Below are 13704 nucleotides of genomic sequence, written 5' to 3' on the forward strand. Positions count from 1 at the left end.
CAGATATCAACTGCCAAGGAAGTACCGATGAAGACTGCACTCTCTACTACGTTCGGCCTGCTGTTGCTCAGCGCTGCTGTCATGACTCAGGCTGCTGACATGAAGGTGGTTAAACCGATGCGCGGGACCGTCGACAGCGTCAGCGCCGACACCCTCGATTTCACCATCCGCTCGGGTCAGCACGAAAGTATCAAGCTGACTGACAAGACCGGTATTCGTCTTGTGTCCGAAGCTGACTTCAAGCAAATCAAAGGCGACAGTTTTGTCGGTTCGGCTGCCATCCCGCAGGCGGACGGCACACTGAAAGCGCTGGAGGTGACTGTTTTTGAAGCCAGCCTCAAAGGCAGCGGCGAAGGTCACTATGGCTGGGAAAACGCTGATGGCAGCACCGGCACCATGACCAATGGCACCGTTGGCACGTTGGCTGGCACCGATGGCCGCACGCTGACCGTCAAATACGAGGGTGGCGAGAAGAAGCTGGTGGTGCCGCAGGATGTGCCTATCGCCTACGTCGAGCCAGGCAAGGTTGATCAGTTGACCAAGGGCGCCAAGGTCGTGGTGTTCCCGGCTGACGACGGCAAGTCTGCTCGTGGTGTGGCAGTCGGCAAGGACGGGTTTACCCCGCCGATGTAATCACCGCCAGGGCTGTCAGGGGCGCAAGGCTGCCCCTGGCAGCCTTTTCCATGCCTGATCAGAGGGATCTCGACATGAAAACCCGCCCCATTCATCCGTGGCCGGTGCGCCTGACGCACTGGGTCAATGCCGTGGGCATGGTCTGTATGTTCATGAGCGGTTGGGCGATCTACAACGCATCGCCACTGATGCCGTTCACCTTTCCCAAATTCCTGACACTCGGCGGCTGGCTGGGCGGTTCCATTGCCTGGCACTTCGCGGTGATGTGGCTGTTGGTCATCAACGGTCTGATTTATGTGCTGTATGGCGTGTTCAGCCGCCATTTCAAACGCGACCTGCTGCCGGTCCGGCCGTCCGAAGTGACGCGTGACATGAGTGACGCGTTGCGTTTTCGACTGGTCCACGTCAAAGGCCGTTACAACGCGGTGCAACGGCTGATGTACTGGCTGGTGCTGGCCATGGGTGTGTTGGTGGTGCTGTCCGGCCTGGCCATCTGGAAACCGGTGCAGTTTCAGGGGCTGGTCAGTCTGCTGGGCGGATTCGATTTCGCCCGTTGGGTACATTTCGGGGCGATGACCGCCATCGGCGCATTTGTCATCGTCCATCTGCTGCTGGTCGTGCTGGTGCCCAGTACTTTGCTGCCGATGATTACCGGCGGCCGCCAGCCGAACGAAGACGGAACTGCGCAATCATGAACGAACCACGTAAACGCATCACTCAGCGTATCCGCCTGGAGCCCGCGCAGGAGCGTCAACTGATCGATATTCAGCGCCGCTCGTTTCTGCGCGCGGGGCTGACCGTGGGCGCGATGTCGATGCTCACGGGCTGCAACTTGCAGGATGGCGATCAGGTCGACAAGGTGCTGTGGGCCATGTCGCGCTGGAATGACCGGGTTCAGGCCTGGCTGTTCAATGGCCAGAAGCTGGCGCCGACCTACAGCAAGGCGCAGTTGACCAACCCGTTCCCGTTCAATGCCTTCTACCCTGAGTACAACGTGCCGGAGCTGGATCTTTCCGATTACCAGCTGGCGGTGTCGGGGCTGGTGCGGGACAAGCAGCCGTGGACGCTGGGGGCGCTGCGCAAACTGCCGCAACGCACGGACATCACGCGGTTGATCTGTATCGAGGGCTGGAGTGCGATAGGGCAGTGGGGCGGTGTGCCGTTGAAGACCTTCCTGGAGTACATCGGCGCTGATACGACGGCGCGCTTTGTCGGTTTCAAGTGCGCTGACCGCTATTACTCGAGCCTGGATATGCCCACTGCGCTGCATCCGCAGACGTTGCTGGCGCTGGACTTCGGTGAAGTGGCGCTGCCACCTGATTACGGTTACCCGTTGCGGGTGCGGGTGCCGACCAAGCTGGGTTTCAAGAATCCCAAGCACATCGTCGAGATTTTCGTCAGCAACGAGAATCCTGGGGGGTATTGGGAGGATCAGGGGTACAACTGGTTCAGCGGGATCTAGGAGCGGACGCAGAGCGTCGCACGATGGCGGTAGTGAGATTATCGTTCCTCACGCTCCAGCGTGGGAATGCCGTTCGTGACGCTCTGCGTCACACAGCGGTTCTGTGGTGTCAGGTGGATGTAGGCTCGACTCAAGTCACCTTTTCGCCCCTCGGCGAGTTACTTTGATGAGGCCAAAGTAACCAAAGCCTTTCGCTCCGGTTTCCGGCCCGACTTCGTCGGGTTCCTTCGCCCTGGCACTGACGTCGCACTCTGCGTCGTCAGTGCCATCGCGTTAAAAAGCGCTTTCAGGCGCGGCGTTTCAGGTCAGTTCAGGCCCAGTTTGCCGCGCAGGGTCGAGAGGTCTTCTGCCAGGGTGTTGACCGGGCCGACCAGGGCTTTGCGGTCGTTCTCTTTGACTTTGTCGTAGGTTTCAAAGCCACCGTCCTTGGTTTTGTACTTGGCGAGGATTTTGTCCACGGTGGCGAAGTTCTTGTCGACTTTGCTGGAGAAGGCCTTGTCCTGTTGTTCGATCTGCGGGCGGAACAGGTCGACGATTTTTTTCGCGCCGTCGATGTTGCCCTGGAAGTCATACAGGTCGGTGTGGCTGTAACGGTCTTCTTCGCCGGAGATCTTGGTCGCTGCCACTTCTTCCAGCAGGGCTGCGGCGCCGCCGACGACTTTTTCCGGCGGGAAGGTCAGGTCGGCCACGCGCTTTTCCAGGTCCTTGACGTCGCTCAACAGCTTGTCGGCGATAGGGCCCTGATCTTTTGTGGTGTTCTGCGAGAACAGCGCATATTCCAGACGATGGAAGCCGGTGAAGTCTTCCGCCGTCACGCCTTGTTCATGGTCGTCGACGCGTGAGTCGATGGATGCGTCCAGGTCACTGAACAGTTCGGCAATCGGTTCTACCGACTCGTAGTACACGCGGGTCGGAGCGTAGAGCTTCTTGGCCGTTGCGATGTCGCCTTTCTTCACGGCATCGGTGAATTTCTGGGTGTGGCTGACCAGCTCTTCAATGTTCTCGGTCACGTAGATCTTGTAGTCCGACACCGGGCCTACCAGATCCAGCGGCGCGGTGGCGGCAAAGGCCGCCAGCGGGGTCTGGAGCAGGCCAAGGGTCAGGAGCAAAGCCAGGGGCGTCTTTTTCATGAGTGTCTTCCGGGGCGGGAGTGGATAGGTCATGCGTTTTTAGTGGGCGCTACGGCCGCCAGCAGCGAGTGACCGATGAAATCCTGGTCGCCGGTTACCCCCGGCAGGGTGAAGAAATAGCCGCCTCCGATTGGTTTGAGGTATTCCTCCAGCGGCTCGCCGTTAAGCCGGCTCTGTACCGTAATGAAGCCTTTTTCCAGATCGGCCTGGTAGCAGATGAACAGCAGGCCCATGTCCAACTGACCGTTCTTGTTAACCCCATTGGAGTAATTGAACGGGCGGCGCAGGATCAGGTTGCGCTGGCTTTCGGCAGTACGCGGGTTGGCCAGGCGGATGTGCGAATCCAGCCGGGTTTTCTTGCCTTCCGGGTCGGCCGCATAGTTGGGCACATCGCTCTCGACCTTGCCGTCCATGGGCGCGCCGGTGCTTTTGCTGCGGCCGAAAATCGATTCCTGCTCCTGCAGCGGCGTGCGGTCCCAGCGCTCGACGAAGTTGCGGATGATGCGCACCGCCTGATAGCTGCCATTGGCGGCCCAGGCCGGTTCATCGCTGCCCTGCTGCACCCAGACCAGCTCGTTCATGGTCTTCTGGTTGTTGGAATCCGGGTTCGCCGAACCGTCCCGGAAACCCAGGAAGTTGCGCGCGCTTTCCGGCGGCTGACCGGGTTTCTTCGGTGCCTGGGGCGGCACGGTGCCTTCCTGTTTCCAGCGCACCAGCAGCAGGTCGGGCAGGTTCTTGACGATGTCGCGCAGCGCATGGATGTTGCTGTCGGCAGTGTTGGCGCAGAACTGGATGCTCAGGTCGCCGTGGCAACTGGCCGGATCCAGCGCATCGTTGGGGAAACCGGTCATGCGGCTCAAGCGTTTCGGCTTGACCGGGGCCAGACCAAAACGCTCATCGAACAGCGATTCGCCCACCGACACGGTGATGGTCAGGTTGTCCGGGGTCACCACCGGACCGAGAATGCCCGAGTCCAGCGGTGGCAGTTTCGGATCGATCTCCGGCACCGGGCCACCGGTCATCAGGAACGCGATGCGCTCGTTCAGCGTGCGAAACAGGCGTTCCAGGTCCTCACGGTCGGCGGCCAGAACATCGAATGCCACAAGCATGCCCGCGGCCGGGCGCGGGTTGACGATGCCGCTCTGATGCTGGCCGTGAAACTCGTTGTGATCCTGCGTTTTTTCACTGTTCGGCGCTTCGGCGACTTGTGCAGGTGCTGCGGCAAGTACATTGCCACTCAGGCTGCTGCCAGCCAGCGCAGCCCCTGCAGCGCCGAGCCCCATCAGCACGCGGCGGCGTTGCAGGGAGGCCGGAGCGTTGGTTGTTTCTGGATTGCTGTCCGGATTTTTCATCGTGATGTGCTGTGCTCCAGTAAATCAGAGGCCGGAGAGGCCGAGTGCCGGGTCAATGCCATTGAGTGCGTCAGCCAGAGCGCCAGCCTTGGCAGCGATCTGCTTGCGCTGCGCCTCATCTACCTGGTCGTAGGGGCGCACACCACCATCAGCGCTGCTCAATGCATCGAGCGTGGTGTCCAGATCCGCCATGGCGGCGTCGATCTTCTGCAACAGATTGCCTGCACTGCGGCTCAGCAACGGACGTAGCAGGTCGACGATCTTGCGGGTGCCGTCCAGGTTGGCGGCAAAACCGTTCAGGTCGCTGTGGCTGTAACGTTCCTCTTCGCCGTTGCTGCGTACCTCAGCCAGGCTACGCAGTGTGCGAGTGGCAATGGCCGCCAGCTGTTCGGGCGCCAGCGATTGCGCCATCAACTGTTGCTTGAGCTGGGTGACATCGGTTTGCAGACGCTGCGCGATCGGCGCCAGGCCCTCGACGCTGTGTTGCTCGTACAGGCCGTATTCGATGCGGTGAAAGCCGCCGAAGCCGGGGTCCTGTTCACGTTTCTCGTAATAGTCGGCGCGGGCGTTGATTGCGTTGTCCAGCTCGGCCAGGCGCTGCGCAGCCGGTGCAATGCGCTGGTAGGCGGCGCGGGCGGGCAGGTAGGCCGCCTGGGCAGCGCTCAGGTCGCCGGCATCGATGGCCTGTTGCAGGGCGTTGACTGCCTTGATCAGCGCCGAACTCTGCAGGCTCAGGTACACGCGGTATTCGGAGAGCGGCCCGATGAAGGCGGTCATGGACGGACGCGCCTTGGCCTTGGCGTCGGACTCTGCGGTCGGCGTGACATGCAAGGTGCCGCGCGGATTGCTCAGCAGACCGCAGGTAATCGCGTAATCGCCGGGTGCCAGGTTGGCATTGATCACCTGGCTTAGCCCAGGTGCGATGTTTTCCCGTTCTTCAATCACCAGCACGCCATCGAGGATTTCCCATTCGACGGCGCGCTCCGAGCGGTTGACGATGCGGAAGGCGTTCTTGCCCGCCGCGACCGTCAAGGCGTTCGGTTCGCAGTTGTGGGCGTGGATATTGACCACGGTTTCAGTACCGGCATTGGCCGCGCGCTTTTTGGCCGCGACCTGCGAGGCGTAGTAGAACAGCCCGCCAGCGGCGATCATCAGGATCACTGAGCCGGCGACTGCCAATCGCAGGACACGGGGCGGCCGGGCTTTCCCGGAAGGCCCTGAGGGACGGTTAGACATGGAGGCCCTTATTCGTTCGTAACAGAAGATGTGTTTGGCTGCATGACCTTGCCAGTCGTCGGGGTGTGCGGCTTGAAGAACAGCAGCAGTGCCCCGATCAGGTAAATCAGGTAGGCACTCAGGGTGCTGACCGTCGGCGCGTCCTGATAACCGAACATGCCCGCCAGTACCGAACCGGCAGGGCCGTCCATCGGCAGCAGCGCACTGATGTCGAAGACCACCTCCTGCAGGTGATTCCATACACCAGCTTCATGCAGTGCCTGAACGGAGTTGGCGAGAATGCCCGCCGCTACCACCAGAATGAACAAACCGGTCCAGCGGAAAAACAGGCTCAGGTTCAAACGCATGCTGCCGCTGTAGATGGCTACGCCGAAACCGACCGCCAGCAATAGGCCGAGCAGCGCACCCAATGGCGCGCCGGAGCCTTCGCTCTGCTGGAACACGGCGAGCAGAAAGAATACGGTTTCCAGCCCTTCGCGGGCCACGGCAAAAAACACCATGGCGATCAGCGCGTAGGTCTGGTTTTTCGAGCCGGTGAGGGCCGCGTCAAGTGATTCGTGCAGCGCATGCTTGATCGACCGCGCGACCTTGCGCATCCAGAACACCATGGAGCTGAGAATGCCGACCGCGATCAGGCCGACGATCCCTTCGAACAGTTCCTGCTGCTTTTGTGGGAACTCGGCGCTCATCAACTCAAGCCCGCCACCGACGAACAGCGAGAGCGCGGCGGCCAGAAATACGCCGATCCACACCGCAGGCATCCACTCGCCGCGGCCGGTCTGCTTCAGGTAACTGGCGATAATGCCAACGATAAGCGCGGCTTCGATGCCTTCGCGCAGCATGATCAAAAAGGGAACGAGCATATCTCACCGAGTCAAAGCTGTAGGGTGAAGGTGTCTCGGCATGTCGTAGGCCGGAAACACTGCGTAACATAATGATACTCATTCTTGAATGCGTGTAGTTGTTTTTTATCGGGATTGCGTTTTTGAAAAGTCGTTCAGGTCAGGTTCAGCTAATCGATCACGGTTTTCTGAACGTTCCGCGGTCTTCGGAAATCAGCGATCATTTTCAACACCCCTGTAAACCGTGGTTGCCCCTCTGACCGCTTTATTCCGGAAATCATCATGTCATCAGAATCAGACAGCGCTGACCGCAGGCATGCCAGCGCTGACCGCAGGCATGCCGAGGCGGTCGCTGCGCTCAGGTCCATAGACCCGCAATGGCAGTCGCTGATTGACCAGGTCGGCCCCTGTCTGCACCCGGTCAGTGCGGCGCAGGACCCGTTTCAGGCGCTGGTCAAGGCCGTCGCCTACCAGCAATTGCATGCCAGGGCAGGCGATGCGATGGTCATGAGGTTGCGTACGCTTTTTGTGGATGACAGCTTCCCGGGGGCGCAGGCACTGGTCGAGCTGGATGATCAGGCACTGCGCTCTTGTGGGTTCTCGGCGTCCAAATGCCGGGCGATCAAGGCGATTGCCGCTGCGCGAGTGGACGGTCTGGTGCCTGAGGTCAGTGCGGCGCTGGCCATGGGCAACGAAGCGCTGGTCGAACGCCTGATCCAACTGCCTGGTGTGGGGCGCTGGACCGTGGAGATGATGCTCATTTACGGGCTCGGTCAGCTGGATGTGATGCCCGCCAGCGACTTCGGCGTGTGCGAAGGCTACCGGCGACTGTATGCTCTGGAACTCAAACCGTCGCACCGGCAAATGGCCCGGCTTGCCGAGCGCTTCGCGCCTTACCGAACCATTGCTGCCTGGTATCTGTGGCGAGTGCCGGCCGATTTCAGCGAAAACGGCTCATCTCGAATTTGAAAGCAAGAGTCGGAGTGCCCGGTGGCCCTGACAGGCGCAGGCTTATCGAAACTCAAGGCAGGCTCGACCATGGACAGCACAGAACGCACCCAACCGGCACGCGCCCCGCGCACTGAAGACGACCCGCGCTGGGACATTCTGGTCAATCGGCGTTCACACGCTGGCGCTGACTTCGTTTATGGCGTGCTGACCACCGGCATCTATTGCAACCCTTGCAGCCCGACACGCCTTCCGCGTCCGGAGAACGTGGTGTTTTTTGACAGTGCGCGCGACGCCGAGGCTGCCGGGTTTCGCCCGTCCCTGCGCAATGCCGGCGACCCGAATGCGCTGCAACTCAGATACGCAGAAGTCGTTGCCCAGGCCTGCAGACTGATCGATTCCGCCGAATCGATGCCCAATCTGACCGAGCTCGCCGAGCAGGTCGGGATGAGCGGTTTTCATTTCCACCGTATTTTCAAAAGGCTGACCGGGCTGACGCCCAGGACCTACAGCGTCGCCTCGTTACGCTCGCGGGTGAAAACTCAGCTCTCAGAGGACGTAAGCATTACCCGTGCGTTGTACGAGGCGGGCTACCACTCCAACAGTCGTTTCTATGAGGCTTCGCAGAACATGCTCGGCATGAAACCTTCTGAATACCGCGCGGGCGGCGCCAATGTCGATATCAGGTTCGCCCTGGGTGAAAGTTCGCTGGGTTCGATTCTGGTGGCCACCAGCAGCAAGGGTATCTGTGCGATTTCGCTCGGTGATGACCCGCATGCGCTGATCGAAGCTTTCCAGGACCAGTTTCCCAACGCCAACCTGATCGGTGCAGACGCAGCGTTCGAACAACTGGTTGCCGAGGTCGTGGGTTTTGTCGAATCACCCGCGACCGGCCTGGCGCTGCCACTGGATATCCGCGGCACGGTGTTTCAGGAGCGGGTCTGGCAGGCGCTCAGGGACATTCCCGCTGGATCGACGGCCACCTACACGCAGATCGCGGCGCAGATAGGACTGCCCAGTGCAGTCCGTGCGGTTGCCAACGCCTGCGGTGCGAACAAGCTTGCGGTGGCCATTCCCTGTCACCGGGTGGTGCGCAGCGATGGATCGCTGTCGGGCTATCGCTGGGGCGTCGAGCGCAAGCGCAAGCTGCTTGAACTCGAAGCGGCCGAGCAGGCAGGGCTGTTTTCAGAGCGTTGAGCAGCAGCCCATTTTCTGCAGAATTCGATAGGCCAGTTTCACCCGCTCCTCGTTCGGGTAGTTTTTGTTGGCGAGGATGGCAATCCCCAGCTGCTGCTCCGGAATGAACGCCACATAGCCACCGAAACCGTTGGTTGATCCGGTTTTGTTGACCCAGACCGAAGATTGCGCTGCCTGCGGCGGCTCGATCATTTCGGCTTTGACCGTGTTCAGCATGGCGCTGGCATTGCCCTCAAGCAGCGTCTCCAGACGCACCGGCAGCGGATACTGTTCCCAGATCAGGTCCTGAGTCATGCCGCCGACCTTGAAATAGCCGGTCCTTGTATCGCGCAGGGCTTTTTGCAGTGCGGCGTCGTTTTGACCGAGGCTGATGTTCGCTTCGATAAAACGGAGTACGTCCCGGGCACTCGATTTCACGCCATAGGCTTGCGCCGCCAGCGGACCTGGATTGACCCTGACCGGCTCGTCGAGCTTGTTGTAGCCCTGCGCATACAGCGCCTGTTTTTCATCGGGCACGTTGATATAGGTATTACTCAGACCCAGCGCTGGAAACAGCCGCTGCTGCAGGGCTGTTTCATACGGCAGCTTCATGCTGCGCGCCGCAACCATGCCGAGCAGGCCCACACTGGGGTTGGCGTAGGTGCGATGGGTGCCGGATAGATATTCGGGCTGCCACGCCTTGAAATATTCCATTAACTGAAGGGTGTTGTGCACTTTATCCGGCACCTGAAGCGGGAAGCCGCCAGCCGTGTGAGTGCCCAGATGGAAAACCGGCACCTTGCCCAGTCGCGTAGCCTGCAACTGCGGAATATAGCTGTCGATGCTTTGCGTCAGCGACAGCTGCCCATTGGCCTGTGCCCAGGTAGCGAGGGTGGCGGTGAAGGTCTTGCTGATCGAGCCAAGTTCAAACAGCGTATCGCGGGTGACTGGCTGGCCAGTGGCTTTTGACGCGACGCCGTAGGCGTAGAGCTGCTGTTTGCCCTGGTGAGTGACGGCGATCGACAGGCCCGCGATATGATTTTCCTGCATCACTTTGCTGGCTTCTGCCTGCACGAATGCGTCGACAGCCACGGTGTCGTCGTCTGCAACAGCCACCGCACTGGCCAGCAGAAGTCCTGTGCAGAGCAGCGTTCCATTCCATTGCATTGGGTTATTCCTTGTTGTTTTGGGGCATGGGCCGATCATCAGAGAGCCTTCCTGGGAGCCCCTCCGTGGTGGTCGGTCGTCAAAGGTTTGCGTAATATGCCCACTTTTTTGCGCTTCTTCCACGGAGCGCCGCTCAGGTAACCCATGAAAACGATCCGTATACGTGCCGAAGTCCTGGCAGGCCTCACCACATCTTTTGCATTGGTGCCCGAGTGCATCGCCTTTGCGCTGGTGGCTCATCTCAATCCGCTGATGGGGCTTTACGGTGCGTTCATCATCTGTACCCTGACTGCGCTGTTCGGCGGGCGTCCGGGCATGGTGTCCGGCGCGGCCGGTTCCATGGCGGTGGTGATCGTCGCGCTGGTGGTGCAGCAGGGTGTGCAGTATTTACTGGCGACCGTATTGCTGGGTGGCCTGATCATGATCCTGTTCGGCTTGCTGCGGCTCGGCAAACTGGTGCGACTGGTGCCGTATCCGGTGATGCTGGGCTTCGTCAACGGCCTGGCAATCGTCATCGCGATGGCGCAACTGGAGCACTTCAAGGTGGGTGAGTCATGGCTCAGCGGTACGCCGCTGTACGTGATGCTCGGGCTGGTGGCGCTGACCATGGCGATTGTCTATCTGTTGCCACGCCTGACCCGCATTGCGCCGCCAGCGCTGGTGGCGATCCTCAGCGTCGGGCTGGCGGTCTACCTGCTCGGCCTGCCGACCCGCACCCTGGGCGACATGGCGCACATTGCCGGTGGCTTGCCGGTATTCGCCATGCCGGACATCCCGTGGAATCTGGAGACGCTGCGCATCATTGCGCCTTACGCCATTCTGATGGCGCTGGTCGGTCTGCTGGAAACCCTGCTGACTCTGAACCTGACCGACGAGATCACCGAAACCCGTGGCTATCCGGATCGTGAGTGCGTAGCGCTGGGCGCTGCCAACGTGGTCTCCGGTGCCTTCGGCGGCATGGGCGGCTGCGCGATGATCGGCCAGACCGTCATCAACCTGAGTTCTGGCGGCCGTGGTCGTCTGTCGGGCGTGGTTGCAGGTTTGATGATCCTGATGTTCGTGCTGTTCCTCTCACCGTTGATCGAGCGCATTCCATTGGCGGCGTTGGTCGGGGTGATGTTCGTGGTCGCTCAACAGACTTTCGCCTGGGCCTCGCTGCGTGTGCTGCGCAAGGTGCCGGTCAACGATGTGCTGGCGATCATTGCCGTGACGGTGGTCACGGTGCTGACCGATCTGGCCACTGCAGTGCTGTTCGGGATCATTATCGCGGCGATCAACTTCGCCTGGCAGCAGGCTCGTGAGCTGTACGCCGACAGCCATGTCGAAGCCGACGGCAGCAAGGTCTACCACCTGCATGGCACGCTGTTCTTCGCCTCGACCACACCGTTTCTCGACCAGTTCAACCCGGCCGAAGACCCGGCGCAGGTGACACTGGATTGCCGCCACCTGAGCTTTGTCGATTACTCGGCCATCGCTGCGCTCAAAACCCTGCGCGAACGCTACGCCAAGGCGGGCAAGCACCTGCGTGTGGTCCACCTGTCCGAGCGCTGCAAGCGACTGCTCAAGCGTGCCGGCGTGCAGCATGCCTGAGTTGAGTTGAGTTGATGAGTTGCGTTGCGCGGCGCAGCCTCGTATAGGCTGGATGTCTTTTCTCCGATAGCGAAGGGTGTGTGCCTGATGGATGCTGTCTCTCCTCTGCAAGCCTACGAACGTGCCGTCCAGCGTGGTTTTCAACCCGATCAGGCGCAGTTGCAGGCCGCCCGGCAATTGCAGGTGTGTTACGAGGGGCTGGCCGACGCTCGAGGTCGGGCCCGGGGCGTTTATTTGTGGGGGCCGGTCGGGCGTGGCAAAACCTGGCTGATGGACCGCTTTTTCGAAAGCCTGAGCGTACCGGCCCGGCGTCAGCATTTTCATCACTTCATGCGTTGGGTGCATAAACGCATGTTCGAGTTGATGGGCACCTCCCAGCCGCTGACCGTGGTTGCCAGGGAGCTGGCGCGTGACGTGCGGGTGATGTGTTTCGATGAGCTGTTCGTCACCGATATTGGCGACGCAGTGATCCTGGGCGGGCTGCTGCAGGTCATGTTCGAGGAGGGCGTGGTGCTGGTCTGCACGTCCAACCAGCCACCGGAGCAGTTATACAGTCACGGCCATAATCGCGAGCGCTTCCTGCCAGCGGTTGCGGCCATTCTCAAGTACATGGATGTCGTGGCGGTCGACGGCGGCGAGGATCACCGACTGCACCCCGGGCAACTGCATCAGCGCTACTGGATTGCCGAAGCCGGTCGACCCAGCGCCCTGCAGGGCATCTTCGAAGCGTTGAGCGCGGATCAGCCGGTTCACGACTCGCAGGTCATGCTCGGTTATCGCAGCATCAACGTGGTTCAGCATTCCGACACCGCCGTGTGGTGCCGTTACCGCGACCTTTGCGAACAGCCGCTGGCGGCCATGGATTTCATCGCCCTGTGCGATCGCTTTTCGGTGATTCTGCTCAGCGAGGTGCCGCTGCTGGGGGCAGCACAGCGCGAAGCGAAAATCGCCCGCGGCACCGAGGATGGCGTCGAGCAGGTGAGCGCAGGCGATCGCGAGCTGCCGCAGTTGTCGCCCAACGATGATGGCGTGCGACGCTTCATCGCGCTGGTCGACGAGTGCTATGACCGGCGCATTCCGCTGTATGTCGAAGCGCCGGTGCCGATGGACGAGCTGTACACCGAGGGCTATCTGTCGTTTGCCTTCCGGCGCACCCTCAGTCGACTTCAGGAAATGCAGTTGGAGCGTTTCACCGAGTCTTGACGCTCAGCTCGCATCCCGGCGTCGCTGGGCCAGCATATGCTTGGCGCCTTCGATCATCAGTACCACGACGGCCATCCAGATCGGCAGGTACGTCAGCCATTCCTCGCGACCGATGCTCTCGCCGAGCAGCAGGGCGACGCCGACCAGCAGCACCGGCTCGACATAACTGAGCAGCCCGAACAGGCTGAACGGCAGCAGGCGGCTGGCAAGGATGTAGCTGACCAGCGCCGAGGCACTGATCACCCCGAGCAGCGGAATCAGCAGGTACAACAGCGGTGCCTGCTGAATGGCCTGAGGATGACCGTTGGCGATGAACCACAGTCCGATGGGCAGCATCAGCAGCATGTCGAACCAGAGCCCGCCGAGGTGATTGGTCCTGAGCTTGCGACGCAGCACGAAGTAAAGGGGATAGCCGCCCGCGACCAGCAGGGTTTCCCAGGAGAAACTGCCCAGCCTCCACAGCTCATGCGCCACGCCGATCATGGCAAACACCGCAGCGACTTTCTGCAGGTAGGAGAGGTGCTCGCCGTATACCACGCGGCCAGTGAGAATCATGCTCAGCGGCAGCAGGAAATAGCCCAGCGATACCTCCAGACTGCGCCCGTGCAACGGTGCCCACATGAAGATCAGCAACTGCGCACCGAGCAGCACCGAAGACAGCAGCAGCGCGAAGATCAGCAGCGGTTGCTGCCTGAGCCGGACAGCCACTTCGCGGACTCGCCGCCAGTCACCGCTGACCAGCATGAACAGCGTCGCGCATGGCACGGTGAGCAGCATGCGCCAGCCGAAGATCTCTTCACCGTCGAGCGGGGTCATCAGTGACGTATAAAAATACATGACCCCAAACAGCGTTGACGCCAGGACCGACAGCACCACACCTTTGTACACAACGGCCTCCGCGACAGCTGATTCGACAGATTACGCACCTGTCTGGTGCGCGTGGTCGTCAGTCTACTGGCCTGAGG

13 protein-coding genes are annotated in these 13704 nt (G+C 60.9%); 7 read left to right on the top strand and 6 right to left on the bottom strand.

Annotated elements, in window-relative coordinates; genetic code table 11:
- The first annotated feature begins 27 nt into the window (after positions 1-27).
- The 3 genes from PCPL58_RS12075 to PCPL58_RS12085 all read left to right on the top strand — a co-directional run bounded on the left by PCPL58_RS12075 (position 28) and on the right by PCPL58_RS12085 (position 2095).
- Positions 28-633, top strand: a complete 606-nt coding sequence (locus tag PCPL58_RS12075; RefSeq protein ID WP_065349488.1) for a hypothetical protein — start codon at positions 28-30, stop codon at positions 631-633.
- A 74-nt stretch (positions 634-707) separates the two neighbouring features.
- On the top strand, positions 708-1328 hold the full coding sequence (locus PCPL58_RS12080; protein WP_003370324.1) for a cytochrome b/b6 domain-containing protein: 621 nt from the start codon (positions 708-710) through the stop codon (positions 1326-1328).
- Positions 1325-2095, top strand: a complete 771-nt coding sequence (locus PCPL58_RS12085) for a molybdopterin-dependent oxidoreductase (RefSeq protein WP_003370326.1) — start codon at positions 1325-1327, stop codon at positions 2093-2095. Before PCPL58_RS12080 ends, PCPL58_RS12085 begins: the two co-directional genes overlap by 4 nt.
- 305 nt (positions 2096-2400) lie before the next feature.
- Here the strand turns inward: PCPL58_RS12085 and efeO (PCPL58_RS12090) are convergent, their stop codons facing one another.
- Genes efeO (PCPL58_RS12090) through efeU form a run of 4 tightly spaced genes read right to left on the bottom strand, consistent with a single transcriptional unit; the run spans position 2401 to position 6676 of the window.
- Entirely contained in the window at positions 2401-3225 is an 825-nt protein-coding gene (efeO, locus tag PCPL58_RS12090; protein WP_003370329.1) for an iron uptake system protein EfeO, read from the bottom strand.
- A gap of 29 nt (positions 3226-3254) precedes the next feature.
- Positions 3255-4577 carry an iron uptake transporter deferrochelatase/peroxidase subunit gene (gene efeB, locus PCPL58_RS12095; RefSeq protein ID WP_065349489.1) on the bottom strand — a complete coding sequence of 441 codons (1323 nt, stop codon included), beginning with the start codon at positions 4575-4577 and terminating at the stop codon, positions 3255-3257.
- Positions 4578-4601: 24 nt separating this feature from the next.
- On the bottom strand, positions 4602-5813 hold the full coding sequence (gene efeO / locus PCPL58_RS12100) for an iron uptake system protein EfeO (RefSeq protein WP_065349490.1): 1212 nt from the start codon (positions 5811-5813) through the stop codon (positions 4602-4604).
- An 8-nt stretch (positions 5814-5821) separates the two neighbouring features.
- Positions 5822-6676 carry an iron uptake transporter permease EfeU gene (gene efeU / locus PCPL58_RS12105; RefSeq protein ID WP_003370335.1) on the bottom strand — a complete coding sequence of 285 codons (855 nt, stop codon included), beginning with the start codon at positions 6674-6676 and terminating at the stop codon, positions 5822-5824.
- Positions 6677-6937: 261 nt separating this feature from the next.
- Here efeU and PCPL58_RS12110 point away from each other — a divergent pair, with 261 nt between their 5' ends.
- Positions 6938-7624: a DNA-3-methyladenine glycosylase family protein gene (locus PCPL58_RS12110; protein WP_065349491.1), complete on the top strand. Its 687-nt coding sequence runs from the start codon at positions 6938-6940 to the stop codon at positions 7622-7624.
- 69 nt (positions 7625-7693) lie between these two features.
- Entirely contained in the window at positions 7694-8800 is a 1107-nt protein-coding gene (gene ada, locus PCPL58_RS12115; RefSeq protein ID WP_065349492.1) for a bifunctional DNA-binding transcriptional regulator/O6-methylguanine-DNA methyltransferase Ada, read from the top strand.
- Here ada and ampC read toward each other — a convergent pair.
- On the bottom strand, positions 8789-9946 hold the full coding sequence (gene ampC / locus PCPL58_RS12120) for a class C beta-lactamase (protein WP_065349493.1): 1158 nt from the start codon (positions 9944-9946) through the stop codon (positions 8789-8791). The genes ada and ampC overlap by 12 nt on opposite strands.
- A 144-nt stretch (positions 9947-10090) precedes the next feature.
- Here ampC and PCPL58_RS12125 point away from each other — a divergent pair, with 144 nt between their 5' ends.
- Positions 10091-11536: a SulP family inorganic anion transporter gene (locus PCPL58_RS12125; RefSeq protein WP_003370343.1), complete on the top strand. Its 1446-nt coding sequence runs from the start codon at positions 10091-10093 to the stop codon at positions 11534-11536.
- Between the two features lie 87 nt (positions 11537-11623).
- Positions 11624-12739: a cell division protein ZapE gene (zapE, locus tag PCPL58_RS12130; RefSeq protein ID WP_065349494.1), complete on the top strand. Its 1116-nt coding sequence runs from the start codon at positions 11624-11626 to the stop codon at positions 12737-12739.
- A 3-nt stretch (positions 12740-12742) separates the two neighbouring features.
- Here the strand turns inward: zapE and rarD are convergent, their stop codons facing one another.
- The gene (gene rarD, locus PCPL58_RS12135) at positions 12743-13627 is read right to left on the bottom strand and encodes an EamA family transporter RarD (RefSeq protein WP_065349495.1); all 885 of its coding nucleotides are present in this window, start codon (positions 13625-13627) and stop codon (positions 12743-12745) included.
- Positions 13628-13704: the final 77 nt, after the last annotated feature.

Origin of the sequence: Pseudomonas cerasi (genome assembly GCF_900074915.1) — a bacterium.
Taxonomy (GTDB): domain Bacteria; phylum Pseudomonadota; class Gammaproteobacteria; order Pseudomonadales; family Pseudomonadaceae; genus Aquipseudomonas; species Aquipseudomonas cerasi.